Genomic DNA, 26790 nt, shown 5'->3' on the forward strand with positions numbered 1-26790 from the left:
TCATCCGGCAGGCTGGTTATCCGGGGCTGGGGGTGGGCGTCTGTGTTGGCATATCATGGCAGTAATGAGCGACCCACGAAAGCCACAAAGAGTCACCCTAACCTTAACTTCCCGAAAGGCCCGTCCCTGATGGCTGATTCTGCCACACTCCTCGGCTCAGATCCCGACCTTGCCGCGGTCATCGCCCGTATCGGCCCGTGTACTCTGCGCGGGGATGATGGGCAGGAACCCTATGACGCCCTTCTGCGGGCCATCGCCGGGCAGCAGCTTCACGGCGCGGCCGCGCGCAGGATTTTCGGTCGTCTCTGTCTCCTGGGCGCGCGGGAAAGCACGGAGGGGCCACCGCCGGCCCCTGAGCGGCTTCTGGCGCTCTCCGAAGAAAGTCTGCGCGCCTGCGGTCTTTCTGGGAACAAGCTTCTGGCCATGCGCGGTGTTGCACAGGCGCGTCTGGACGGCACTGTGCCTACCCGGTCCGAAGCCGCAGCCATGACGGATGAAGACCTGATCGCGCGGCTGCTTCCCCTGAGGGGCATCGGGCGCTGGACTGTCGAGATGCTGCTGATGTTCACGCTCAACCGCCCGGATGTGATGCCGGTTGATGATTTTGGTGTCCGGGAAGGCTGGCGCCGGATCAAAGGGCTGGAGTTGCCGCCCAGACCAAAGGCTCTGAAAGAGGCGACAGTATGTTTCTCGCCCTGTCGTTCGACGCTTGCCTGGTATTGCTGGCGCGTGGCGGAAGAGGGGAAGAAAACGGCCCCCAATCCGTTGACCGCCTGATTCCCGGTTCCTGTCTCAGGACGATGCCAGCATGACCGGGGGTGTGGTCATGAACTGGCGGGTATGCTCAGGAGAAAGAGGCCGTGACAGCAGATATCCCTGGACCTCCGTGCAGCCCAGACGCTTGAGATAAGAGAGCTGTTCCTCGCTTTCCACGCCTTCCGCCGTAACGGCCACACCCAGATCAATGGACAGGTCGACCACGGCGCGGACAATCGATGCGGCCCGGGATTCCCGCAGCATGTCGCGCACGAAAAGTCCGTCCAGCTTGATTTTCGAGAACGGGAAGAACCGAAGATACCCCAGAGACGAGAATCCCTTGCCGAAATCATCGAGAGCAATGGAAATCCCGGCATCCTGAAGGCGGCTCAGCAGTGTGAAAGTCGCGGCATCCGGCTCCATGAAGATGTTTTCCGTCATTTCGATCTGCAGGCAGCGGGCCGGAAAGCCGGTCTTTTCAAGGATGCGGAACGTATCTTTCAGGAAGGCGGGAGCCTCAAGCTGCCCGACCGAAACATTGATCGAGAGGACCAGCCCCGGCTGCCATTCGCGGGCAAACAGGCACGCCCGCTCCATGACATAGACGCCCAGCCGGTGGATCAGTCCCGCCTCTTCCGCCAACTGGATGATCCGCTCGGGAGGGACGCGGCCATATTCGGGGTGGGACCACCGGATCAGCGCCTCGAATCCACAGAGTTTCTGGCTCTGGGTATTGAAGAAGGGCTGGTAGACAATCCCCAGCTCCCCCTCTTCGAGCGCCTCGGGAAGCGCGCGGATCAGGTCCCGGTTCCGCTTGGCGACGGTGCGCAGTTCGGGATTGTAGAAACGATGGGTGTGGCCGCCGAGGCTCTTGGCCTCGTACAGCGCCAGATCGCTGGCCTCCAGCAGGCTTCCCACGCGCTCCGCTCCACCGACGGACAGAACGATTCCCACGCTGAGGCCGATCGCGCACCGCACCCCTTCGCCAATCCGGATGGGAACATTCGTCAGTGCATTGATCAGCCCCGTGGCGGTGGTGGACGCCTGCGCAGGCGTCGTCTGACGTTCCAGCAGCATGAACTCGTCACCACCGAACCGGTAGAGACGGTGACGTTCGCTCAGGGTCCGGCTCAGGACAACCGTGACTTTCCGGAGCATCTCGTCACCGGCGGAATGGCCGTACCGGTCGTTGATCTGCTTGAAGCCGTCCAGATCGAGATTGAGCAGCGCGAAGGCTTCGCCCGTGCGTTCAGCCTCGATGAGATAGGTTTCCATGTCATCGAGGAACGCGCCGCGGTTCGGCAGTCCGGTCAGCAGATCGTGCCTTGCCCGGAAAGAGGCGCTTTCCTGCGCCCAGTGCGTCTGGGTCACGTCCGTTCCGACGCCACGATATCCGATGAAGGTCCGGTCCTGAAAGACGGGGCGACCACTCAGCGACCAGAAGCGCTGCTGGCCGTGCAGGCTTCCTGACACCACGATGTCACGGAAGAAGATCCGGTTATCGAGACACTGCCGCAGGCGTCCGAGCCCGGTCCGTTCGTCTCCGTCGAAAGCCGAGGGGCCAGCCAGCTCGGACAGGATGTCAAAAAAGATCCGGTTTTCCAGCCATTCCCGGCTGTTGCCGAAGGCGGAGGCCAGGCTGGCCGAAACGTTGTGCAGGGTGCCCGATGCACAGGTTTCCCACAGCCAGTCTCCCGTGTCGTCATCAGCATTGCGCAGCAGAAGCTGCACGATGCTGTTGCGCTGCTCCAGGGAATACCGGCTGACCAGAAACGCCGTGAACAGGGCCCGGACCGCCATGGTCAGGGACAGGACAAAGAACAGATAGATCGCCAGTTCGCTGGCGATATAAAAATAGAATGATCCATGGTCGATCTGCCAGGCCTGAAAAAGCGCATCGCAGCAGGAAATGATCAGCATGGAAGCAATGATTTCCCCCATGCCGGGCAGGGGCATCAGCGTGATGGTCGTTGCCGTCAGGCCAACCATGATGCCGGCGACCAGAACCCGGTCATTGGCATCTCCATACGGGAATACGAAGGGCGGAAGCGTAATCCAGCAGAGTGCAAACGCGAAATTGAGGCCTCTGAGGATCCACGATTGCGGGGTATCGACCAGTTTTTCAGGCGGAATGGCATAGAAGCAGATGTTGTAGACCAGAAGCAGGAACAGGACGGCCCCGCACAGGATCATCCCGTAGGTCGGATAATTCCGCATCAGGCAGAGACCGGCGATGGGGCCGCAACTTATCTGCGGAACGAAATGGAAGAAGTTCAGGCCGCGCAGGACCCGGCAGCGTGACAGACGGATTTCTTCTTCTGCTCCCGCCGGAATCTCTGTCCGAAAGGGGAAAAGCCGTGCAAGCCGCATCTGTTTCAGCGGGGTCAGCAGGGCCGTCATTGTGTCGCGCATGACCAGAAGGCGACAACAGGATCCGACGAGACAGGCAGGAGCATCATGAACCTTCCCAATAGAGGAGGAGGGTGCCACGATGACAGGGATTTATGAAGTTTTTCTTTGCAGCACGCGAATCTGTTGCGGGCAACATCCCCGCGCGTCGGTTATGGCACACCGGGCACGGAGATAGCCGATAAGAGCCTAAGGCTTCATTAATGCGCCATTTCGGGAGTGGTGGCGTAAATCTCGAAGCTCGCTTTTTCAAACATTTCAATGCATTCGCGCATATTGGCCGTCAGCGCCGCGCGGGTGATGTCCGGATCGTTGGACGGGTAGTAGGCGCGCGCCAGATCTTCATCGATTTCCAGATGGGACGGGCCGTCATGCTCATGTTCGTCATGGGCGAGACCCCAGGTCCAGTGCTTCTTGGCGAACAGGCTGGTGAACTTCGGAGCGTGACACAGATAGGCGGCCAGTTCCTCGGCGATGTATTCCACGGCTGCCAGCCAGGAGAAGAAGATCACAGGATCTTCGCTGTCGGCATTGGCGATCAGCTTCTGCACGCTCGGAAGCGTATCGTAGTGGGTTCCGAACAGGTCGAGGCCGAATTCCTTTGCGCCATCAGCCCACAGGATCGCGTGCGAACCTTCCTCTTCCTTCATTTCCCGGACAGCTTCACGGGCTTCCGAAAAGAAGGTCTTGATCCGCGTCTGTCCAAAGCGCTGGACGAGCGGTTTGATGGGCAGATGCCCGACGCGTACGTCAATAGCGCGTTCAAATGCCTGAATAAAAGGCCACCAGCCGATCATCATCGCCCGAATAGTTTCTTTGTCGCCATGGGCTGCGCCCCGGGCCAGGGCGGAAGAATAGATCTTCTCTCGTGTAAAGACACGCATTTCGGCACGATTTACCAAAGGCTCGGAGAACAGTAGAGCGTACATCCGCGTAATCCTGATTAAGTTTATTACATGCGCCGTTCCGGCATTGATGTTGTAGTCGTTAATTTTTCAGAAAAGTAATTTTTTTACTTTAATTTTAATTGAGTTTTATTAAAATAGTAAAAAATTAATATATTAGATTTTAGTAATGTTGCTTAATCGTAATGATATGGCTCCCGCAAAACTGCCATCCTCTATTCTGGTTTGATTATGTAACGTTCTGCCTCAGGCTGGAGTGCGCAGAAAATCCATCATTTCCCTGAGAAACGGTCGGGGTTGTTCAGCGTGAAGCCAGTGTCCGGCGCCCGGCAGGGACCGGATCAGCGCATGGGGGAAAAGAGCCCGAATCTGATCGTGATGCTCGGGTCTGACATAGGGTGACGCCCCGCCACGAAGGAAAAGGACGGGCCCTTCGTAGGGGACAATCTGCAGATTGGGCCAGTTTTCGATCTCTTGGATGTCACGCGCGAGGTTATCGAAACCGATGCTCCATCCCGGAGACTCGCCCAGCCTGACGTTCTGCAGCAGGAGTTCGGCTACGGGCCTGCTGCCGGCGACGGGCTCCAGAAGATCCAGCCCCTCCCGACGCTCCAGCGTCGCCGGAAACGTGATGGCCGCCAGCCGGGCAATCATCTCGCCATGTCCATGGCCCGTCCGGGCGGGCGCGATATCCGCAACCAGCAGTTTCGTGACGCGTTCGGGGGCGGCAAGGGCCAGCATCATACCGACCTTCCCGCCCATGGAATGGCCGACGACGGCAAAGCGCTCGATTCCCAGATCATCCAGGGTTTCCAGGACATCCTGCGCCATGAGGGCATAGCTGACAGGGCCGTGGGGGCTGTGTCCATGGTTGCGCAGATCCAGCGCAAGCGTCCGGAAATCCGCAGCCGCGCCACGCTGGAGAAACCCCAGGTTCCGCGCCCGTCCGAACAGCCCGTGCAGGAAGACAACCGTCTCAGGGCCTTCGCCGCGTTCGATGACATGCAGTTTCATCAGTGATCCTCCCGTGACAGCTGTTGATCGGCGACGCGCTTGCCGTCAAACAGGATCACACCTGCCGCCCGGGAGATCACTTGTCCACCAGTCCCGCCCGTCCTCCTGGTTCTCCTGATGGCCGCCCCGGTCGTTTTCAGGACAGTTCCCATGGTCTCCGTCAGCGGATGACCCGCTTTCAGGCGCGCCTGTTTCCCCATGCCCCGTCGAATCTGCGGACCCTGGTGCGTGGAAACGAGATCTGGCTGAGCGTTCTGGCGGGATGTGTCGGGGTTCTGTCGGGTCTGTGCGTCGTCGTCATGACCCATCTGACGTTTTTCATGCACCGGCTGCTTTTCGGGGTTCCGGGCATCTCCGGAGGCCATCTTTCCGGTCTGAGCGCGCTGCCGCCCCTGCGGACGGTTGCCGTACTGACCGGGGGCGGACTGGTGATCGGACTTTTCGGAGTCATGATCGCGAAAATCATGCCCCGCAGCCCCGTGGACCCCATCGAGGCCAATGCGCTGCATGGCGGCCGCATGTCCGTGCGGGACAGTCTGGTCATCGTCTGCCAGACGGTCCTGTCCAATGGTGTGGGCGGCTCCATCGGGCTTGAGGCCGGATTTACCCAGATCGCCGCGGCTTTCGGTTCCCGGATCGGCCGGTCTTTCCGCGTGCGCCGCGAGGATCTGCGCGTGCTGGTGGGGGCGGGAGCCGGGGCCGCGATCGGCGCCGCGTTCGATGCACCGGTAGCCGGGGCGTTCTATGCGTTCGAACTGGTGATCGGGTCTTATTCACTGGGCAGCCTGTCTCCTGTGGCCGTCGCTGCGCTGGCGGGTGTGGGTGTGACGCGCTCGCTGGGGAGTGTTCCGCCGGGCATCGTCATTCCGTCTCCGGGAACCCTGTCCTGGGAAGGAACGGCCGGGGCCGTCATCATCAGTGTCCTGACGGCCCTGACGGCGATCGGCCTGATGTTCTGCGTCACCCAGACGGAGGCACTTTTCCGACGTATGCCCGGACCGGTCTGGCTGCGGCCTGCGGTTGGCGGTCTGATCGTGGGGGGGCTGGCGACGCTGCACCCGTCCGTCCTGTCCGCAGGTCATGAAGCCATGCGCGCCGTCTTTGCCGGAAACGTCACCGCGCAAATGGCCGTTGTCCTGCTGCTCCTGAAGGCTTTGGCGTCCTGCCTGTGTATCGGGTCCGGGTTTCGCGGAGGCCTGTTCTTCGCCTCGCTCTATCTTGGCTCACTCGCGGGGACGATCTACGGCACATTGCTGGAGCCGCTGGGTGTTGCACCGGATTCCGTCACGGCCTGTGCACTGGTCGGCATGAGTGCCATGGCGGTGGCCGTCATCGGCTCTCCCATGACCATGGTCTGCCTGATGCTGGAACTGACCGGCAGCGTTTCCATGAGTGGTGCTACGCTGGTGGCCGCGGTTCTGTCCCTGCTCACCGTGCGTCGCCTGTTCGGCTACAGTTTCGCAACATGGCGCTTCCATCTTCGGGGCGAGTCGATCCGCTCCGCCGTTGATATCGGCTGGATGAGGTCGCTGAATGTCCGGCGCATGATGCGCGGGCAGGTCCGCACCCTTCCGGCGGACACGCCTCTCAACCGCGCGCAGATCCTGTTCCCGCTCGGCTCGGCCCAGCGGATCGTTCTTCTCGACAGCGACGGGCATTATGATGGCATCGTCCATCTGGCGGACCTGCATGCCGTGCCCGCCGCGCAGATGCCGGTCGGGACGCTGGCCCTGTTCCGCAACGCCATGCTCACCCCGCTCATGAACATCCGTGAGGCGATCGAACTGTTCGAAAAGGCCGAGGCCGATGCCTTGGTCGTGGTCGAGGACCAGCAGTCCCGTCAGGTGATCGGAACCCTGACCGAACAGCACGCCCTGCGCCGCTATGCCGAGGAACTTGAACGTAGCCGCCGGAGCCTTGCAGGTGAGGAGAGTCTCCCCACCTGACGCCATTCCCGGCTTGGCCCTTGGCAGGACGCCGTTCCCGTTTCAACATACGACCCCATCAGATGCCCACACGGGCGCCCCAACCGGAGACCTGCCATGACTGCGACCCCCGAATCCCGCCTTGCCGACCTCGACATCACCCTGCCGGTCGCAGCCGCTCCAGTTGCGAATTACGTCACGACCGTCCGCACCGGAAACCAGCTCATCGTGTCCGGCCAGCTCCCGCTGGTGGATGGCAAACTGCTCATCACCGGCAAGCTCGGGGACGAGGTTTCGGTCCATGCTGGTGTGGCCTGTGCCCGCGCCTGCCTGATCAATGTGCTGGCCCAGGCCAAAGCGGCACTGGACGGTGATCTTTCCCGCATCACGCGCGTTGTCCGTCTGGGCGGCTTCATCGCCTGCACGCCCGAGTTCACCGATCAGGCCACCGTCATGAACGGCGCGTCCGATCTGGCTGTCGAGGTTTTTGGTGATGCCGGCCGCCATGCCCGCTCCACCATCGGTGTGCCGAGTCTGCCCGTGAACGCCCCGGTCGAGGTCGAGGCCCTGTTCGAAATCGCCTGAACACTCCGGATGGGAGAGACTGCGTGGGAGAAACGGATACCGTCCCTTCGCCTGACTGGAGCCTGAGCCTTCATGCCTCGATCCACGAGATCGGGGCCGAGGCCTGGGACACCTGCGCGGGAGGGGACAATCCGTTCGTCTCTTTCGGCTTCCTGTCCGCCCTTGAAGACAGCGGTTCCGTTGCGGACCGCTCGGGCTGGCTCGTGCGTCATGCCGCACTGCGCGCGCCGGACGGAACAATCGCAGCCCTCGCCCCGCTTTACGGAAAATCCCATTCCTGGGGCGAGTATGTGTTCGACCAGAGCTGGGCCCGGGCCTATGAGGCTGCCGGCGGTCGCTACTATCCGAAATTCGTCTGCGCCGTTCCGTTCTCGCCGGTTCCCGGGCCAAGGCTGCTGCTGCGTCCTGACCTTCCAGATCCGAAAGGCGTGGCGGAGGCACTGGCGTCCGCGCTCATTCAGGCCACGGCCCAGCTCGGTCTGTCCTCCCTGCACGCCAATTTCTGCGATGCTGCTTCGATGGAGGCCTTTACCGAAGCGGGTTATCTGCCGCGTACGGGCATTCAGTATCACTGGCAGAACAACGGTTACGCCACGTTCGATGATTTTCTGGTCGCCCTGTCGTCCCGCAAGCGCAAATCCATCCGCAAGGAACGCAGTGCCGCACAGTCCTGTGGTCTGACCTTCAGCACACTGCGTGGAGACCAGATCACTCCGGAAGACTGGAAGGCGTTCTACTGGTTCTACCAGTCCACGATCGACCGGAAATGGGGGAGCGCCTATCTGACGGAGCGCTTCTTTCCCATGCTGTCCGAACGTCTCGGGGATCGTGTGGTCCTGATGATGGCCCATCATGAGGGTAAAGCCGTTGCGGGTGCTTTGAACCTCATGGGGACGGACGCGCTGTTCGGCCGGAACTGGGGCTGTGAGGGCGACTGGCCCTTCCTTCATTTCGAGCTGTGCTACTACCGTGCGATCGATTTCGCCATCGAGCATGGCCTGTCCCGCGTCGAAGCAGGTGCTCAGGGTGAACACAAGATCCAGCGCGGCTATCTCCCGACCTTCACCCATTCCGCTCACGCCATTCTCGATCCGGGTCTGCGGCAGGCTGTGGCCGCCTTTGTGGAAGAGGAACGGACTGCCATGCAGGCGGAGGCGGCGGAACTGATGACTCTTTCACCATATCGTCACGGCGAGTCGGGATAACCCTGTTCGTTTAACGATTGGGAAAGCTTTCTGCCGTTAGGCTGTGCTCCGAAATCGGGATTGACCGGAGCCTGTAAAGCCCATGGAGAACAGTACCTATATCGCGCTTTCGCGCATGGATGCCCAGCAGCGTGCCATGTCCGTGGTCGCGGCCAATATGTCGAATGCTTCGACCGTGGGCTACAAACGCGAAAATGTCCTTTTCAGTGATTTCCTCTCCCACCAGCACGGCTCGAAGCAGGCCGAAGGCGCGGATACGGAATCCTATACGCAGGACCGTGCGACGTACCGGGACTTCCAGCAGGGTGACATGCAGGCGACCGGCAATCCCCTTGATCTTGCTCTGGGGGGCGAAGGTTATTTTCAGGTCCGCACCGCCAATGGCGTCCGCCTGACACGGGCAGGACGTTTCGAGGAACAGCAGGACGGCGCCATTGTCGATGAAAACGGAAATGCCCTGCTGGACCGTGACGGCCAGCCGATCGAACTGCCCCAGACCGACCACCGCATCACCATTTCCGCAGACGGCGTAATTTCGACCGAAACCGGCGAGCAGGGCCAGATCGGAATCGTGACGGCGCAGGACGACAACAAGCTCCAGGCGGAGGGCAGCAGGCTTCTGCGCACGGAGCAGCCGACCACCGCCGTCGAGCGCCCCAATATCGTGCAGGGCATGGTGGAGGGCAGCAACGTCCAGATGATGACCGAAGTCACCAAGATGATGGAAATCCAGCGGAATTTCGAATTCATGGCGCAGTTCGTCGATGCGGAAGCGTCGCGCCAGAAGAACGCCATCGACAAGATTGTTCAGGTCTCGGCCTGATTACTGACCCTCACGGGACTAAGGATAACTCTCCATGCGCGCACTCGACATCGCCGGAACGGGCATGCAGGCCCAGCAGACCAACGTCGAAACCATTTCCAACAACATCGCGAACATGAGCACGACGGGCTACAAACGCTCCCGCGCCGAGTTTCAGGACCTGATCTACCAGAATATCCGCCGCGTGGGTGCCAGTTCGTCCGATACGGGCACGACCATTCCCGCCGGTGCGCAGGTTGGCCTGGGTGTGAAGACAGCCGCCATTTACCGCATCAACGATCAGGGCAGCCTTGAACAGACCAGCAATTCCCTGGATCTGGCCGTGCAGGGACGGGGCTACTTTCAGGTCCAGCTTCCGTCCGGGCAGCTCGCCTATACCCGCGACGGCACGTTTTCGATGGACAATAACGGCTCGCTCGTGACGGCGGACGGCTATCTCATCAGCCCGACGATCACGATCCCCAACAATGCGCAGAGCATCTCCGTCGATCAGTCCGGTCAGGTCAGCGTGCAGATCGCCGGACAGAACAACACGACGCTTGTCGGACAGCTTCAGCTCGGCATCTTCACCAACGAGAATGGTCTGGCCGCAATGGGACAGAACCTGTTCACCCAGACGACGGCATCCGGCGACGCCATGATGGGCAACCCCGAAGCCGTAGGTTACGGCAGCATCATGCAGGGCTATGTCGAGAACTCGAACGTCAATGTCGTGACGGAAATCACCGACCTCATCACGGCCCAGCGCGCCTATGAGATGAACAGCAAGGTCATTACCGCCTCTGACGACATGATGAAGACCGTCACCAATCTGGGCGGGAACTGAGCATGAACCGTATCCTGCTGACAGGTGGCATGCTGCTGCTGGCAGGGTGCGGTGTTCTGTCATCCGCTTCGGCCGCGACACTGCGGACAAACGTCAATGTCGATCATCCGCGCGTGCGCCTGTCCGATCTGTTCGCCGATCTGGGAAAGGGACAGGATACCGATATCGGCGACGCTCCGGCCCTGGGCGCAAGTTATGTGGTGGGTGGCCCGCAACTGACAGCGATCGCAGCACAGTTCGGCGTGGATTGGCCCGACGCCTCACCACTGGTGTCCACGACCGTGACGCATACGGCGCGCATGATCACGGTGGATGATGTTCTTCCTGTCGTCCGGGAAGGGCTGGAACTGCCGTCGGAGGCGCGGGTGGAAGTGGCCCTGACAGGGTTCAAGCCTGTGCCGGTTCCGGTTGCGGATCAGGGTGCTCCGACCATCCTGCATATCGATCGTCCCCCGCATGGCAGCGAACATTTTACCGCACGGCTTGAAGTCCCCTCTGCCAAAGGTGGACAGGGAACGGCTTTCAATGTGAGCGGAACGGCGACCATGGAAGTACGTGCGGTAACCCTGCGTCATGCCATGCGAACGGGACAGCCTATTCTTCCGGAAGACGTCACCATGACGTTTGTGCGGGTCGGCCTGATTCCGGATGACGCCCTTCAGGCACCTGAGGATGCTGTCGGTCTGGAAGCGCGCGGCGTGCTCGCGGCAGGTCAGGTTCTCAGTGTGTCCGAACTGGCCCACCCCCAGCTTGTGCATCGCGGATCACCGGTGGTGGCGACGTTCTCCGGTCCGAGCCTTCATCTGACTGTTTCAGGCACTGTGCTGGAAACGGGCGGGAAGGGCGACACCGTGCATGTTTACAATGCCAGCAGCCACATGGTCCTGACGGGACGTGTGGTGGACCGGACGGAAGTGGAAGTCATCCCCGGCATCATGCCTCTCTCTGCCGATAACCGGACCCACCAGCAGACAACGGCACTTCCCACGCTCTGACGTTGCGGAACATGGGAGCCCGGTTCGGCCAGCCGACCTTATTTCATGAGGTAATGGTCGAACCAGTGGATGGTGCGCTGTACGGCATCGTCCCAGGCCTGTGGATTTCTCATGCCGTGGCCCTGTCCCGGATAGATGACGAGTGAACTCGGCACATGCAGCGTCTGGAGCGCATGGAAGAACTCCTGACTCTGGGGCATGGGGCACTCTTCATCCGCGGACCCGACAAAAATGAACGTCGGAGTGTGGACCTGCCGGATATAGAGAATGGGCGAGGAATGGGCGTAGATGTCCGGATCGTCGTAAACGGATTTTCCGAAAAAGGGCAGCATCCAGCTATCGATGCTGTTTTCGCCATAATAGGACAGCCAGTTCGCAATTCCCGCTCCGGCCACAGCCGCACGAAAGCGGTCGGTCTGGGTGACGCTCCACATCGTCATGTAGCCGCCATAGGAAAATCCGGTCAGCCCGAGACGACGGTCATCGACCGGAGCCGTCTTTTCGACGGCATCAATCCCACGGAGGATATCGCGCAGATCCCCGTGCCCGAAATCCCGGCGGTTCGCGGCGGTGAACGTCTCGCCCTGTCCGAAACTGCCCCGCGGATTGGGCATGAACACGTCATACCCCGCATCCAGCAGCGCCATTTCCATGCGCCCGTGATCATGCAGATAGCGCGGGCCTGACGCACTGGATGGACCGCCATGAACATACACGATCATCGGCACCTTGCCGTTCTGCTCCATGCCGGCTTTGCGCGTCAGCGGTTCCAGCAGCCACCCCTGCACGGCATAACCATCGCTTTTCCAGGTCAGGCTGCGGGCCCTGAGATGTGGCGGTTGCGTGGCATTGTCCCGGTTCACGGGTTTCCACAGCGCGATGGGGCCCGCGGCGATTTCAGGAGCTTTTTCAAAACTCTGCCGGACAATGGCGGTATGCCCTCCCGCGCAGGCCAGGCTGGGTTCGGACCGGCCATCCGAGATCAGTGTCGGGTCTTCCCAGAGCGATCTCAGGCCACCCTGCAGGGACCAGATCGCGCTCCGGTCTCCCTTGAGCCCTGCGGCGATCAGCCCCGGACCGCAGTTCCAGGACAGGTCGGTCACGGTAGCTTTCAGCCCCGGCGTCAGATTGACCGGCCGGGCACCGCGCTTCGTCAGGTCCAGACTGTAGGCATCCCCGCCAATCGCTCCGTAATCGCTCATCAGGCCGCCAATGAAGGACACCTGCTTTCCATCCGGGGAGATGCGGGGAAGGTTAAGCTGCTGTTGCTGGGGCGGCGTGTACAGAACGGTATCAGAGCCCTTTGCAAAGGCATGGAGCTTTGCAATCCACCAGTGATCGTCACCGTTGCCCGGAGCGGCCGTGGCGACAAAGCCCTGTCCATCCGGACGCCAGTCATATTCGTAGACGTACAGATCCGCGGGAGACTGCCAGTTCAGTCGGCCGTTCTCGATCGTGGCAATCCGCTGTTCGTCCACCTGTGTATTGATTTCTCCGGACGGCGGGGCTCCTGCTTCGAGAGCGCCGGGCTGACGATGGGCGTTCTCGATCGCCAGAACGCCAAGCTGGCCGTCCGGCCCGTAGGACAGGGACTGAAGCGTGCCTGTAAAGGTCAGGACCTGCACGGCATGATGGCCGTCCCGGTCAGCCTGCCAGACCGAGAGCGTCTTTGCGGACGGATCTTTCAGGACATAGGCCATCGCCTGCCCGTCCCGCCTCCAGGTAAAGGAACCGGCCACGCAGCCATGACACAGCGGGAGGGAACTGCGGGCGCCCGAGGGAAGCGCATACAATACGGGCTGGGACGTGACGGTCTGTCCCGGCTGTCCGGCGGGATGCTCCAGCGAGAGGAGCCGTGTTCCGTCGGGAGAGAGGGCAAGATGTGTGTAAAGCTGGACGGGAGCGGCAAGTGCCGTCATCGGGAACAGGCCAGCCAGCAGGGCAAGGCGACGGGAAAAGGTCATGAGGCGTTTATCGTCCGGGTTCAGATCTGTCTGGCGGAGGGAGCAGCGTTGTTGTGGCGGCGCAGAAGGCCCAGCAGCCGGTGGCACAGACGTTTCGTTCCTGCTCCGATGGCATCCATCCAAAGATAGACGATTGGCGTGGTGTAAAGGGTCAGAAGCTGGCTGACGATCATGCCGCCGAGAATGGAAACACCCAGTGGACGGCGCATTTCCGCCCCGTAACCATTGCTGATGATGAGCGGCACCGCGCCCAGAGCAGCGGCAAGGGAAGTCATCAGGATGGGGCGGAAGCGGGTGATGGACGCCTTGAAGATGGCATCCTTCGGAGAAAGCTTCTCGACACGTTCGGCATGGATGGCAAAGTCGATGACCAGGATGGCGTTCTTCTTGACGATGCCCGTCAGCAGGATGATGCCGATCATGGCAATGATGCTGAAGGACTCTCCCGCAATCCACAGTCCAAGAACCGCGCCGATACCGGCGGAGGGGAGGGTAGAGAGGATCGTGATGGGATGGATCAGGCTCTCGTAGAGAATACCCAGCACGATATACATCACGGCGATTGCGGCGAGGAATGCCAGTCCGCCGTTGATCATGAGCTTGCGGGTATCGCCGGCCGTTCCCGTAAAGTCGCCCAGAACACCGTCCGGCGCATGCGTTGCCTGCATGGTCTGCTTGATCAGCTCGACCGCGTCATTGTAGCTCACGCCCGTCGCCAGATCGAACGAGATATTGGCGGAATAGTAGTTGCCGCGATGGGTGATATCGAGCGGCTGCGGCTTCCACAGGAGGGAGGCGACATTGATCAGCGGGATCATGGTCTCGGTCGAGGATGAGACGGCGGCACCGCTCGATGTGTTGCCGGAAATCTGGTTGGCCAGCGAGTTCTGGATGGAGGCTGTGGCGAGGGACGTGAAGCTGTTCGCCGAAGTACTGGCGGCGCTGCGGGCGCGGATCAGGTTGGAGGCCACACCACCCGCCGCCGTACCCGCGGAGGTGGAAATCCAGACCTGCCTCAGTGTTTCGGGATCCATGCGGTACTGCGGGGCCAGCACCATGACCACGCGGTGCTCGGTGGTGGGCAGATGGATCGTGGACGCAATGGCCTGGCCGTATGAATCATACAGCACGTTCTGGATGAGCTGCGGCGTTACGCCATAACGGGCTTCCGTATCGCGATCGACGGTGATGTAGGCCGCGACGGACTGCCCTTCGGTGGTGGAGGAGACATTGACCAGCTTACCCGATGCCCGCAGGGCACCCAGAAGGGTGGGGACATAGCCGAACAGGTCGGAGACATTGTCGCCGCGCAGGACATAACGGTAGGCGCCGGTATTCTTGGAGCTGTTGCCCCCCTGACTGCTGCCGCCGACGCTCCAGAACGAGACATCCGCGCCCGGTTCGTCCGGCAGGCGCTTGCGGATCCGGTCCAGAATGACCTCGGCCGAGGCGCGCTGGTCCTTTTCCTTCAGATGGAGGTAGAGCTCGCCGCTGTTCTTGTCGTCGCTGAAAATGGTGGTGGATGTGACATCCGGGTCCGTCTGGGCCACGGCCCCCACTTCCCGCAGGCGCCTGTCGATTTCCTGGAACGACATCGTGGCGTCACCCTTGATGCGCCCGGCCAGCAGCGACATGTCCTGCGACGGAATGAACTCCTTGGGCATCAGCACGACGGAACCCACCAGCACCACGAAGCTGAGCGGAAGGGTCAGCCCCATCAGGACGGGATGACGCAGGCACCAGTGCATGGAGCGGCCATACTGCTTCAGCGTCCAGTCCAGCGAGGTTTCCGTAATGAAGGCGATGTGGCCGAACACGCCTTTTCGGGGATGGTCGCCATGGTCGATTTCCAGCAGGCGTGCGCACATCATCGGCGTCAGCGTCAGGGAGAGCCACATCGAGATGACGATGGCGGAGATCATCGTCATGCAGAACTCGAACATGATCGAGCCCGCGCCCCCGGGCAGGAACAGCAGCGGGATGAACACCGCAACCAGCGAGGCGCTGATGGACAGGACCGTGAAGCCGATTTCCGAAGCGCCGATCAGACTGGCCTCGTAGCGGTCTTTTCCCTCCTCCATGTGTCGCGCGATGTTTTCCAGCACGACGATGGCATCATCGACGACGAAACCGACCGCGATGGTCAGCGACATGAGCGACAGGACGTCGAGCGTGAAGTTGAACGCCGCCATGGCCGCCAGCGTGCCGGACAGGGCGATGGGGACCGTCACGGCCGGAATGAGCGTCGTGATCATCTTGCGGAAGAACAGCAGGATCACGAGCACGACCAGCACGACGGACAGGATGAGTGTCAGTCGCGCATCCGCCAGGGACGCCCGGATGGAGCGGGATGTGTCGAGACCCACGACGAGATTGACGTCCGCCGGCAGCGCATCGCGCAGATGGGTCAGGTTGGCGTTGATGCCATCCACGATGGCCACGGTATTGGCATGCGGCTGGGCGGTCACGACAAGGGTGACGGCGCGGTGTCCGTTAATGTAGCTGGTCTGGTAGACGTCCTGAACGCTGTCGGTGATGGTGGCGATGTCGCTCAGCCGGACGGGGTAGAAATTGTTGCGATACCCGACGATCAGGTCGCGGTACTGGGCCGCATTGATGGCCTGATCATTGGTGGACAGCATCATGCGCTGCCCGTGGCTGTCGATGAAGCCCTTGGGCGTGAAGGCATTGGCCGAAGCCAGGGCGGTTCGTACGTCCTCCAGGCCGATGCCCCATTTGTAGAGAGGTCCGGGATTGAGTTCGACGCGCACGGCGGGGTTGGCCGACCCCACGACTTCCACACGCCCTACGCCTTTGACCTCCGCCAGAAGCGGTTTGATGCGGATATTGGCGATATCATAGAGTTCGGCCTGGGTTTTCTGGTCGCCGGTCAGGCTCATCAGATAGACCGGAAAGCCGCCTCCATCCATCTTGAAGGCCTGTGGATCGGCGTCCATCGTCCCGGTCGGCAGGTCGGCTCTCGCTGCGCGCAAAGCCGCCTGTGTGTCCCGCAGGGCGCCATCGATGTTCCGTGATGACGAGAACTCGAGGAAGATGCGGGCCTGTCCGGCGCCGGTGTCGGATTCGATACTTTCCAGATCGGCGATGGACCCCAGCCTGCGTTCCAGCGGGGTGGTCACGGATGTCGCCATCTGCTGCGGGTCCGCGCCCGGCTGGGAGGCCACGACCATGATGGCGGTCGTGGTCATGTCCGGCATCGTCGCGACAGGCAGGAGCGGATAGCAGATGAACCCCGCCATGAAGATGGCAATGGACATCAGTGTCGTCGCGACCGGGCGGTCTATGAACAGGCGGCAGAAATTCATGTGGCCAGTTTATCCACAAAACCGCGCTTCGGGTCATTACTGATAGGACACAAAATGTCAGATGTCCGCCATGTAGAGAGTCAGAAATCCGGCATTCCCGCCGGCTGCGCGGAAGGCTGTGTCACATAATACCGTTCTGCCAGACGCGGCGGCAGCAGGTCCATCAGGCGCGATCCCATGACCAGCCAGGCCGGAAAGATCACCCGCCGGCTCTGACGCAGCGTACCACGCAGGATCCGGCGTACGGCCTCCTCCGTGGAGACGAGCCCCAGCATGGGGAAACGGTTCTGCTTCACCATGGGGGTATCGACGAACCCGCAGCACACGCTGGTCAGGCTGATGCCGAAACGCTCCAGACGGGCGGCATTGGCCACGACGAACCGGTCCAGTGCGGCCTTGGACGCAGAATAAGACGGTGTTCCCGCGTAGCACACAAACCCCGCGATGGAGGCCATGACACAGATCCGGCCCCGCAGGTTCTCGCCGTTCCGTATCTGCCTGCGCATGGCTGCCACGACGGGAAAGAACGTGTTGAGCGTTCCAGTCAGATTGGTGTCCAGCATTTCCCACACACGCTCTTCGCGCTCCAGCACCAGACCGTCGTCGGCCTCGGGAGGCAGGCCGCCCGTGATACCTGCGCAGAGGAACGCCATGTCCAGCCGGCCCCCTGCCGCCCCCGCGACCCAGTCTGCCATTCCCTGACGGTTGCGGGTGTCCAGAACGACCGGGACGGAACGGGCGCCCTGTTCGTCACATCGCCGGGCTGTTTCCATCAGGCCCTCTGTCGCGTGGTCGCAGAGTTGCAGGGAAACGCCCGGACGGGCCAGCTTCAGGGCAAGACCGCGTCCGATGCCGGATGCGGCCCCTGTAATCAGGATATTCATGGGGCAGAGTCTAACAGAGTGTTTCCGGGATGCGACCCCTGGTGGGGCGAAAACATCTCCTTCCGCTGGTTTCAGTCCGGAGAGTTACAGTCCGACCGGGGTTTTGTGCCCTGAAGAAGTTGCCCTGCGAAACTGTGGGCTTCCGATGTCATGGCGGCCAGCGTTCCGTTGTGGCTGGCATCATGGATGCGATGTGTCACGGGGGTTCCGGCGGCGCAGAGGCGGGCAACGAGACGCTTCTGCTGGCTGGTGGACGTATGCAGATCCTGTGCGCCGGATTCGATGAGCACGGGCGAGGGCAGGGAGAAGCCGGGATATTTTGCCCAGTCGAACACAGGCGCCAGCACCCGGTCGGCATCAGGAGCGAGCAGGGTCGCGGGCGTCAGGCCGGAGCGTTTGGCGATCGGAAAAAAATCCGATGCACACATGGATCCTGCCTCATGCAGAAGACGCTGTCCCCGTGGCGTGAAGGCCTCGTTGATGTCGGTTGACGGCTCGGCTTCAACCAGTGACTGTCCCAGCGTCAGCAGTTCCGGCACGGCAGGCGAGAAGCTGTGCGGACTGGCGGGATGCAGAAGCTCGTGCGCCGTCTGCTCGTCGAGATAGGGCGGAGCGGCGGCGATCGTCCCCAGAATCCGCAGATGCGGCGCATAGGTCGAGGCCATTGCGGCAGCGGCCAGAACGGCCTGCCCGCCCTGCGCATGGCCGTTCAGCACCACGGTTTCGGACAGGTCCGGCAGGCGTTCCCGGGCCGCCCGGACGGCATCGAGAACGCTCATTCCTTCCGAACGCGCATTCAGCAGGAGCGGCGCGCCGGGCTCTCCCATGCCGGGATAGTCGGTCGCCACGATCGCAAAACCCTGACGCAGCCAGCCGTCATAGAAATGCGCCTGTACGGTGCCGATCCCCATAACCGAAGGGGCACAGGTCAGGTGCAGCCCGCTTTCCCCGTGCGCCCAGGCCAGAACGGGCCAGCCACCCGCAGGTGCGCGACCGCGTGGAACCAGCACCTGCGCGGAAACACGGACGAGCTGCTGCGGATTGCGCGCATCCGTGCTGCGATAGGTCAGGCGATAGACCGAGGCCGGTTCATGGGACGGCACGGAATCCAGGCGGATGGCCTGCCCCGCCGAGACAGGGGCGCTGACGGACCAGTTGTCGCCATCGTCCTCCGAGGCGCAGCCGGACAGGGAGATGCCTGCCGTCAGCAGCATCAGAAGGAACGCCAGGGCACTCAGCCCCGGGAGGCTGCGCTCCGGTTTGCGGCGAAAAGAACGGTACGGCATGAGAGGTCTGTCTCCGACGGGAAGCGTCTCTCATAGCAGTGCTCAACGTGCTGTGGGAGCGCCCCCACGCTGTCGTGCTCTGCATCGGGTAGGGACCTGCACTTGGAGAGCCGCCCATCCGGCGCTACAGAGGAAACCTCTGACGAGCCGCTCCGACAGGACCGGATCTGATACAACGAGGATAGCCCTGCCATGACCGACACCATTCCCGATCGTCTCTCCGCCAGCCCGGACAGCCCGTATTACAACGAAGAGCTGCTCTCGCGCGGTATCGGTGTCCGTTTCAAGGGTGAAGAGCGCACCACCGTCGAAGAATACTGCATCAGCGAGGGCTGGGTGCGTCTGGCTGTTGGCAAGTCCATGGACCGTCGTGGCCGCCCCATGACGATCAAGGTCACAGGACCGGTTGAAGTCTGGATCAAGGATTCCGAAGAAGAAGCATGATGACACAGGCCGGCTCCACACCGATCGCATCCCGCCGCATCGTTATCGACACCGATCCGGGTCAGGATGATGCGGTTGCCATCCTGCTGGCGCTGGCCTCGCCGGAACTGACGGTCGAGGCCATTACGACCGTCGCCGGCAACGTTCCCGTCGCCCTGACGACGCGGAATGCCTGCGCGCTGCTCGAACTGGCCGGCCGCACGGACATTCCCGTTTTCGCTGGCGCGGCCCGGCCGCTGCATCGCGCGCCCATCAGTGCCGAGCATGTTCACGGCGAAACCGGAATGGGGGGCGCCGATCTTCCCGAGCCGATCCTGCGTCCGCAGGGGATTGATGCCGCGACCTGGCTGGTGGATCTCCTGCGCCGTGAGCCGGAAGGGAGCATCACGCTCGTCTGTCTCGGCCCGATGACGAACCTCGCTCTTGCCCTGACCCATGCGCCGGATATCGCTTCGCGCATCAGTCGCGTGGTGGCCATGGGGGGCGCCCAGCGTGAAGGCGGCAACATCACGCCGACCGCCGAGTTCAATTTCTTCGTGGACCCGCACGCCGCCCGGATCGTCATGCGCTCCGGCGTACCCATCACGCTCCTGCCGCTGGATGTGACGCATCGCGCCATTGCCACTCCGGCCCGTCTGGCGCCGATCGCTGCGGTCGGCTCGCCGGTGACGGACATGGTGGTGCGGATGCTGGGGGCGGAAGACCGGTTTGAAAAGCAGAAATATGGCTGGCAGGGCGGTGCCCTGCACGATCCGCTCACCATCGGCTGGTTCCTGTGGCCGGAGCTGTTCTCGGGGCGGGACTGCAATGTGGAAATCGAGGTCGACGCGCCGCTGTGCATCGGTCAGAGTGTCGTGGACCTGTGGAAAGTAACCGATCGCGTTCCGAACGCGTTATGGATCAACGACGTTGATTCAGATGCCTTCTATTCCCTTCTGACGGAAAGACTCGCCCTTCTGGACTAGACTCTTTCCGTCACACAATGACGTTGGAGTAACCGAACATGGCAGACCCGACCCAGCAGGATCGCTTCTCAGTCGTCATCGTCGGCGGTGGTGCCGCCGGCATCACCATAGCAGCACAGCTCAGGCGCGAGCGCGCCAACCTGTCGATCGCCATTATCGAACCTTCTACGACCCATGCCTATCAGCCTGGCTGGACTCTCGTCGGGGCTGGCGTGATGACACTGCCCGAAACGCTGCGACAGGAAGGCGGCCTCATCCCGCGCAATGTCACCTGGCTGCGGGACAGCGTCGAAAGCTTTCAGCCCGAGGCCAATACCGTGACACTGAAAAGCGGCCGTGTCGTCGAATATCGCCGTCTGGTCGTCTGCCCCGGCCTTCAGCTGGACTGGGACAAGATCGAAGGTCTGCCCGAGACGCTCGGCCGCAATGGCGTGACGTCCAACTATTCGCGCGAGACGGCCGCCTATACGTGGGAATGCATCCGGCATCTCGATGGTGGCAAGGCCCTGTTCACACAGCCGCCCATGCCCATCAAATGCGCTGGCGCGCCGCAGAAGATCGTCTATCTGGCCTGCGATCACTGGCGCCGTGAAGGCTCGCTGCATCGCACGGAGGTCGATTTTTCGCTGGCCGGGAATGCGCTGTTCGGTGTGTCCTATTTCGTGCCCTCGCTCCAGCGCCAGATCGACTATTATGGCGTGAACCTTCACATGAAGGAAAACCTGATCAAGGTGGACGGCGAAAAGCGCGAGGCCACGTTCCAGATCGTCGGAACGGACCAGACCGTCGTGCGCCAGTTCGACATGCTGCATGTCGTGCCGCCGCAGAGCGCTCCGGATTTCGTCAAGAAAAGCCCGCTCGCCAACGACGCCGGCTGGCTGGACGTCGATCCGACCGTCCTGCGTCACAAGACCTACGACAACATCTTCGGCGCTGGGGATGTTCTAGGCACCAGCAACGCCAAAACGGCTGCTGCGGCCCGCGAACAGGCCCCGGTTGTTGTGGAAAATCTGCTCGCCTCGCTCGATGGTCGCCCGCAGATGGGTAGCTATGACGGTTACGGCGCCTGCCCGCTGACGGTGTCCTATGGCAAGGTCGTGCTGGCTGAGTTCCTGTATGGCGGCAAGGTCGCGCCGAGCTTTCCGTATGACCAGCGCAAGCCCAGCCGCTTCGCCTGGTTCCTCAAGACGGAAGTCTTCCCCCGTCTGTACTGGTACGGAATGCTCAAGGGCTACAATATCAAGGTCAAGCATACCCCCAAAGAGACGGGCTGAACCTTTCCCTCATGTGAAACCGGAAACGGGGCGGATGAAAATCCGCCCCGTTTTTTTGTGCTTTTTTATTGGACTACAGACAAAAAAAGAGGGGCCGAAGCCCCTCTTTTCCAGTGTTCCGTCTGATCGAAGGATCAGAAATGAACGCCGAGGTTCATCTGGAACGAACGGCCGATGATCGCATCGTAGTAGCGATTCAGGCTGACGGTACCGGGATACTTTGGCAGCGCATTGGTGATGTTGTTCACCATGAAGCTGGCGCTGAAGTTCCTGGTGATGTCATAGCCGACCGTCAGGTTGAACATGGCAAAGGACGGACGGTTGTTGGCAAAGTACTGGGTCGCAGGAACCTGAACGGCGTACTTCGTCGGACCATACCAGAGCGTCTGCCACTGAACCGAGAGCGGGCCACGGATATAGTTGGCATTCAGCGTGAAGTTGTCGTTCGGAGCGCTCGTCGTTCCAGACAGCAGATAGGTGTTGTTCAGATAGGACTGCTGGCTCTTCAGGTAGTGCACGTAGGTACCAGTCAGGCCAATAGAACCGGCGGACGACGGGAGGCCAACACGGGTAAGCGGCGTATTGTACTCGAGATGAGCCTGAAGTGCCTGTGTCTCATAGCTGGCGATGTTGTAATAGCCGACCTGATAGTCATCGAGCTGATGGTTAGACCCGCGGTGGAATGCCTGGCAGTAAGGATTGCTGGGTCCATAGGACGATGAATCATAGCACGCGTCCATGACATCTTCAGCACCCAGATAGGTGATTGCATTGTTGATCTTCACGTCTACGAAAGAGCCCGTAAAGTCAAAGCCACGGATGAAGCGAGGCCGAATTTCCAGCGATCCGGTGTAGCTCGTTGAAACTTCGTTCTGGAGCTTGTTATTTCCGCCCGCAGTTCCGGTGATGCTGCCACTTTCAAAATTGGAGACAAAAGAGCTCGGAATACCAGCTTTTGCACAGTTCGCAGCACGTAGAGCGGGGTTGGGACCGGAATTAAGCCCTGTTGCGCAAGGATCAGTTCCACTTTCATAGTCCGTGCTCTGCGGCGCGAACAGTTCGGTCACGGACGGGTTACGGACCGAACGGGCATAGTTTCCGCTTAAACCGAAGTCCTGCGTCGGCCACCATGCGCCACCGAACATGTACGTCCAGTAACCACCGGTCATGCTGTTGTTGATGTAACGGCCGTTCGCGGTGGCAGACAGGCTGTAGGCGCCCGGAACATGCATGCTCGGCGAAATCAGCGGAACATCAAGTTCGCCGAAGGCTTCATGCGTGTGATACGCACCACCCGTCGGCGGGAGCGACGTCGAGTTGCCGTACTGCAGGTATGAACCATCTTCCTGTTCCCAGCCGCGGGAGAACGCACCGGGGTTGAAACGATAGCCTTCGCGGCGATGCTCGTAACCGATATCCCACTTCACGTCGCCAGCGGGAAGACGCATGACCGTGCTGGAGATTTCGCCCTGGATGTCGCGCTGTGCGTTGGTGTTCTTCTGATGGGCGTCAGCCGTAATGTAATTCACCGCCGCAGGCGTGGACTGGCCCGTACCAAACGGATTGAAGGCTGCGCAGGTGGAACTACGGGTCTTGACGGGTGCACTGGTGTAACCGGGCGCACAGACAATGTTGCCGCTGGCATCTGTCGTTGCGTCAAGCGCATTGATCAGGTTCTGCGCGACGATAGACGGCTGCCATGTATCATTCATGTAGCGGCTGTATTCGCCCTGGACTTTCCAGTTGAAATGACGGCCCACGGCATCAAAGTCACCATTCAGGCCGCCCTGGAAGCGGAACATCTGCATCGTCGTCTGGAACATGCCGCCGTCGAGGTCCTGATTCAGGCGCGACATGTAGAAAGTGTCGGTGGGCAGTCCATTGGCGGCAAGCGCATTCTTGATGGTCGTGCGTTCAGCCGCCGTCAGGAACGGGTTGTTGGTGCTGAGGGTATAGGCACCGTTGACTGCGCCATCGTTATGATAGTTCTCCATCGTCAATGGTTCATTAAACCATGGCGTGGTCCAGGTGCCCTGGCCGACTTCACTGGCTGCTGTGCCCCGAGCATACCAGCCCTGCCACGTCGCATGGATGTGATCGGTAATGTCGTAATGGCCGAGCAGCGTCAGGTTGAGTTTATTGGTCGGCGTATAAAGCTGACCATAATCCTGAAGTGCAGTTGCATTGCCGCCAACAACATTAAACGGCTTCCGGGATGACGTTGTGCTGTCCCACGTCAGTGGAACAAGTGACTGTCCATTTCCGCTGAACATCAATGGATTCCCGGCAGCATTTGTAATGCCGCTGTAGATTTTTCCATTATATACGGGAACATCATCACCGTTTAACTGGGGGACACCCGTGACGGTAGCGAGAACATTTCTCGCGTTCTTTGCAAAATTATACAGATAGGGCGAGCTTGTTCCGGCAGGCCCTTGTACATAGGTAGTCGCATTGCGGCCGGTCAGATTAATCCGGTCGTTGTCAAGCATGCCGCCCTGATTGCGGTACTCGACGTCAAAGACCATTCCGCCCTTGCCGTGATCGAAGTCATGACCGACCTTGAAGGTGATCTTTTCGCCGGGCGCGTCAAGCTTCTGGCTCCAGTTGCCCTGAGCATTGAAGTCTACGCCGGTGAAGTGATCATCAAGCTGGTAGTTGACCACACCTGCAACGGCGTCCGCACCATAAGCAGCGCCCGCGCCACCAATCTTGGTGTCCACACCCTTCAGAAGAGAGGTCGGAATGGCGCTGATGTCCACCTGCGAGCCCGAACCGGCGCCGTACAGGGATGCTGTTGAGCCCCCCACCATGCGCATGCCATCGATAAGTGTGAGGGTGCGGTTACTGCCGAGGTTGAGCAGGGAGGTGAAGGACTGACCGGCGCCGAAGCTGCCCTGGCTACCGATCGGCGTGTTATCGCCGACGCCGAAAGCCGGGTTTTCACGCATCAGCGCGATGCCGATATCGGTATAGCCGCGCTTCTTGATCTGGTCCGCGCTGAGTGAAGTACCGGCCATGACGTTTGTCAGACGGGTCTGTGACAGACGCGTACCCGTGACCGTCACCGTCTCGGAGACCTTGAGGTTTTCAGCCTCGGAGGATGCCTCGGCATCGTTCACGACCCGCTTGTTCGTGGAAGCAGCGGGAGCAGCGGCCGTTGCCGTGACAGGCACTGCGGTATTTGCCGTCTGGGACGCCGTGGCCGTGGTGGACTTCGTAGCGGCCTTCTTCTTGGCAGATGCCTTGTGGGCCGTATGTTTTGCATGTGTTGCCGTAGCGCTCTGGGCATGAGCGGCCACACTTGGCAGGACGCTGTAAGAAATGCCCGCCATCAGGAACATCCTGACAACTGTGCGGGGCGCGGGAGTGCGTCTTTTCAAAGAATGTTGCACAGAGGTGGTCATCGCGGCCGTTGTCCCTTCTCGATAAGGTCGCAAGGAAAATTTGTATCTCTGGCGACATTTTCATCGGAAATCGAAACGGTGCGCAACGCTTTTGCTACAAGAATGCAACATGCATGTCACATGTCATGAAAGGCGTTGCGCTTATGTCACATTACCGCCCTTCAGGAGAATTGTGACAAGACAATTCAAGCAATATAAAATAAATATAGAATATAAAAAATACACATACGCATAATTATTGTTTAATAATTAATGGAAAATACACATATTACATGGTCTATATTTTGATTGAATCAAAGTAATTTTGTTATTGTGGTAAACAAATAATTTGTATTTGATTTTTAAATATTCTGCATCAATTCAGGTGTGCGTCTGTATTTCAGTTTCATCTTGCATCGGATGCTCCGGTTGTCAGTGGTGATACCGGTACCGTAACTTAGTCACGGTTTGTTATGGTGACTCTACTGGATCTTTGTCTGGCACGCGGAGGCTGAAATTCTAGGAAAATCATTCCAGAACCCCCGTTTTGCGAATTATTCACGAAATATTGGCGGTATTAGCTGATTCTGGGTCTTTCGATCGTTCTCGTAACAAGTCTCCCGGAATACTGAAAACCAGAGGGTTGATCCGGATTCGGCTTGTTCCGATCAGGCATCAGGTGCCTTTGACGCTTAATGAAAACGGCAGGGCTGATCCACAGTGGGCTGTTCATCAGTCTGGATGACCATCAGGGTGACGGGACCATCGCCGACATTGCCCGCGAAGTGCCCGATATGCCCCTTTGCGTCCCTGCGGCTCATCTGGTCTTCACCAAGGGACACATCACCGGGGCCCATGACGGCCTTTTTCCCGTCCATGGCCGTAACGTACCAGGACCCTTTCAGCGGGATGATCCACTGTACTTTCGGGTCAGGGTGCCAGCTTCCATCCCAGTGCGCTGGCTGTACGGTGGAGATGATCTGCGCCTTTCCCTCAGGAAGATGGTCCTGCCATTGCGGTCCGGCAGGTTTGGACATGGTCTTCAGGATGTAGTTATGAAACGGGCAGCGGGTCATGTGGCTGATGCCGTCATGGTCTGTCCAGTTGTGCCAGTACCAGGCCGTTGGGGGTGTCGAATCGGCGGCGCCCGCCGTACCGAAAGTACTTGCAGCCAGAAGGACTGCGGCGAGAGGCAGGAAACGGGTCATGTGTCGGATCCTTTACCCGAGGTGGCACGCAGGGGTGGCTGGTAGCGGTCCATGGGGGCGATATCGTTGAAGCGTTCCTGATGGGGAGTGCAGACCAGTTCCACGATCATGCCCCAGGGCGTGCGGCCATAGCAGAACATGTTGCCCGGTGCTGCTTCGAGCGAAGGCTGGCCCTGAGGTTCGGTCAGGAGTGTGCCGCCCGCTTCCCTGAAGCGGTGGCAGGCCGCGTGAATGTCATCGACATAGACCGCGAAATGCTGGAGGCCCCAGTCGCAGGGACGTGCGGCCTCACGCTGGTCCGGGCCATTCATTTCGAACAGTTCGATTCCAGGGCCATGTCCCAGTGCCATCATGCACATCTCGACGACGATGGTGCCGCTGGGCAGGCCAAGGATCTTTTCCGTCTGCGGGCCGCGCTGGGGCTCCGTACGGGTGACGTTACGGTAGAGAGCAACGGCGCCAAACGCTTCTTCGAGAAAACGGATGGCAGCGTTGATGTCCGGGACGGTGACGCCGACATGGTCGATGCCACGCGGCAGACCTGAATGTTCTGTGCTCAAGGGAAGATCCTCCGTTGCAGAAGATCTCAACCCCTGAGGAAACGCACGGT

General features: G+C 60.5%; 20 protein-coding genes. 10 read left to right on the top strand and 10 right to left on the bottom strand.

Going from position 1 to position 26790, the window contains the following annotated elements; all coding sequences use genetic code 11:
* The first annotated feature begins 129 nt into the window (after nucleotides 1–129).
* The gene (locus tag ABF859_RS05615) at nucleotides 130–777 is read left to right on the top strand and encodes a DNA-3-methyladenine glycosylase family protein (RefSeq protein WP_415526795.1); all 648 of its coding nucleotides are present in this window, start codon (nucleotides 130–132) and stop codon (nucleotides 775–777) included.
* Between the two features lie 15 nt (nucleotides 778–792).
* On the opposite strand, the gene ABF859_RS05620 is transcribed toward ABF859_RS05615, so the two are convergent.
* The 3 genes from ABF859_RS05620 to ABF859_RS05630 all read right to left on the bottom strand — a co-directional run bounded on the left by ABF859_RS05620 (nucleotide 793) and on the right by ABF859_RS05630 (nucleotide 5084).
* Nucleotides 793–3168, bottom strand: coding sequence for a putative bifunctional diguanylate cyclase/phosphodiesterase (locus tag ABF859_RS05620; protein WP_415526796.1), 2376 nt, complete (start codon nucleotides 3166–3168; stop codon nucleotides 793–795).
* A 197-nt stretch (nucleotides 3169–3365) separates the two neighbouring features.
* Nucleotides 3366–4049, bottom strand: a complete 684-nt coding sequence (locus ABF859_RS05625) for a hypothetical protein (protein ID WP_415526797.1) — start codon at nucleotides 4047–4049, stop codon at nucleotides 3366–3368.
* A gap of 267 nt (nucleotides 4050–4316) precedes the next feature.
* Complete coding sequence (locus ABF859_RS05630; RefSeq protein WP_415526798.1) at nucleotides 4317–5084, bottom strand: alpha/beta fold hydrolase; 768 nt, start codon at nucleotides 5082–5084, stop codon at nucleotides 4317–4319.
* A 167-nt stretch (nucleotides 5085–5251) separates the two neighbouring features.
* Here ABF859_RS05630 and ABF859_RS05635 point away from each other — a divergent pair, with 167 nt between their 5' ends.
* From ABF859_RS05635 to flgA, 6 genes are all read left to right on the top strand, one after another.
* Nucleotides 5252–7030, top strand: a complete 1779-nt coding sequence (locus ABF859_RS05635) for a chloride channel protein (protein ID WP_415526895.1) — start codon at nucleotides 5252–5254, stop codon at nucleotides 7028–7030.
* Nucleotides 7031–7126: 96 nt separating this feature from the next.
* Nucleotides 7127–7594: a RidA family protein gene (locus ABF859_RS05640; protein ID WP_415526799.1), complete on the top strand. Its 468-nt coding sequence runs from the start codon at nucleotides 7127–7129 to the stop codon at nucleotides 7592–7594.
* Between the two features lie 23 nt (nucleotides 7595–7617).
* Nucleotides 7618–8799 (top strand): GNAT family N-acetyltransferase, encoded by a 1182-nt coding sequence (locus ABF859_RS05645; RefSeq protein ID WP_415526800.1) that lies wholly within the window; start codon nucleotides 7618–7620, stop codon nucleotides 8797–8799.
* A gap of 82 nt (nucleotides 8800–8881) precedes the next feature.
* Entirely contained in the window at nucleotides 8882–9622 is a 741-nt protein-coding gene (gene flgF, locus ABF859_RS05650; RefSeq protein ID WP_415526801.1) for a flagellar basal-body rod protein FlgF, read from the top strand.
* Nucleotides 9623–9656: 34 nt separating this feature from the next.
* Nucleotides 9657–10448, top strand: coding sequence for a flagellar basal-body rod protein FlgG (gene flgG, locus ABF859_RS05655; protein WP_415526802.1), 792 nt, complete (start codon nucleotides 9657–9659; stop codon nucleotides 10446–10448).
* Nucleotides 10449–10450: 2 nt separating this feature from the next.
* Entirely contained in the window at nucleotides 10451–11443 is a 993-nt protein-coding gene (gene flgA / locus ABF859_RS05660; RefSeq protein ID WP_415526803.1) for a flagellar basal body P-ring formation chaperone FlgA, read from the top strand.
* A gap of 38 nt (nucleotides 11444–11481) precedes the next feature.
* Here the strand turns inward: flgA and ABF859_RS05665 are convergent, their stop codons facing one another.
* From ABF859_RS05665 to ABF859_RS05680, 4 genes are all read right to left on the bottom strand, one after another.
* On the bottom strand, nucleotides 11482–13407 hold the full coding sequence (locus tag ABF859_RS05665; protein WP_415526804.1) for an alpha/beta hydrolase family protein: 1926 nt from the start codon (nucleotides 13405–13407) through the stop codon (nucleotides 11482–11484).
* 20 nt (nucleotides 13408–13427) lie between these two features.
* Complete coding sequence (locus tag ABF859_RS05670; protein ID WP_415526805.1) at nucleotides 13428–16733, bottom strand: efflux RND transporter permease subunit; 3306 nt, start codon at nucleotides 16731–16733, stop codon at nucleotides 13428–13430.
* An 80-nt stretch (nucleotides 16734–16813) separates the two neighbouring features.
* Nucleotides 16814–17617 (bottom strand): SDR family NAD(P)-dependent oxidoreductase, encoded by an 804-nt coding sequence (locus tag ABF859_RS05675; protein ID WP_415526806.1) that lies wholly within the window; start codon nucleotides 17615–17617, stop codon nucleotides 16814–16816.
* Between the two features lie 71 nt (nucleotides 17618–17688).
* Entirely contained in the window at nucleotides 17689–18903 is a 1215-nt protein-coding gene (locus tag ABF859_RS05680; RefSeq protein ID WP_415526807.1) for a lipase family protein, read from the bottom strand.
* Nucleotides 18904–19095: 192 nt separating this feature from the next.
* Here ABF859_RS05680 and ABF859_RS05685 point away from each other — a divergent pair, with 192 nt between their 5' ends.
* From ABF859_RS05685 to ABF859_RS05695, 3 genes are read left to right on the top strand one after another with little or no spacing between them, the layout of a single operon-like run.
* Complete coding sequence (locus ABF859_RS05685; RefSeq protein ID WP_211560740.1) at nucleotides 19096–19347, top strand: DUF3297 family protein; 252 nt, start codon at nucleotides 19096–19098, stop codon at nucleotides 19345–19347.
* Complete coding sequence (locus tag ABF859_RS05690) at nucleotides 19344–20312, top strand: nucleoside hydrolase (RefSeq protein ID WP_415526808.1); 969 nt, start codon at nucleotides 19344–19346, stop codon at nucleotides 20310–20312. The genes ABF859_RS05685 and ABF859_RS05690 overlap by 4 nt, the downstream gene beginning before the upstream one ends.
* Before the next feature lie 38 nt (nucleotides 20313–20350).
* A complete protein-coding gene (locus ABF859_RS05695) occupies nucleotides 20351–21586 on the top strand; it encodes an FAD/NAD(P)-binding oxidoreductase (RefSeq protein ID WP_415526809.1) in 1236 nt (411 codons plus the stop codon).
* A 134-nt stretch (nucleotides 21587–21720) separates the two neighbouring features.
* On the opposite strand, the gene ABF859_RS05700 is transcribed toward ABF859_RS05695, so the two are convergent.
* The 3 genes from ABF859_RS05700 to ABF859_RS05710 all read right to left on the bottom strand — a co-directional run bounded on the left by ABF859_RS05700 (nucleotide 21721) and on the right by ABF859_RS05710 (nucleotide 26740).
* A complete protein-coding gene (locus ABF859_RS05700; RefSeq protein WP_415526810.1) occupies nucleotides 21721–24921 on the bottom strand; it encodes a TonB-dependent receptor domain-containing protein in 3201 nt (1066 codons plus the stop codon).
* Nucleotides 24922–25664: 743 nt separating this feature from the next.
* Nucleotides 25665–26180, bottom strand: a complete 516-nt coding sequence (locus ABF859_RS05705) for a cupin domain-containing protein (RefSeq protein ID WP_415526811.1) — start codon at nucleotides 26178–26180, stop codon at nucleotides 25665–25667.
* Complete coding sequence (locus ABF859_RS05710) at nucleotides 26177–26740, bottom strand: VOC family protein (protein WP_415526812.1); 564 nt, start codon at nucleotides 26738–26740, stop codon at nucleotides 26177–26179. Before ABF859_RS05710 ends, ABF859_RS05705 begins: the two co-directional genes overlap by 4 nt.
* Between the last annotated feature and the right edge of the window lie 50 nt (nucleotides 26741–26790).

It is taken from the genome of Gluconobacter sp. (assembly GCF_047722525.1).
GTDB lineage: Bacteria > Pseudomonadota > Alphaproteobacteria > Acetobacterales > Acetobacteraceae > Gluconobacter.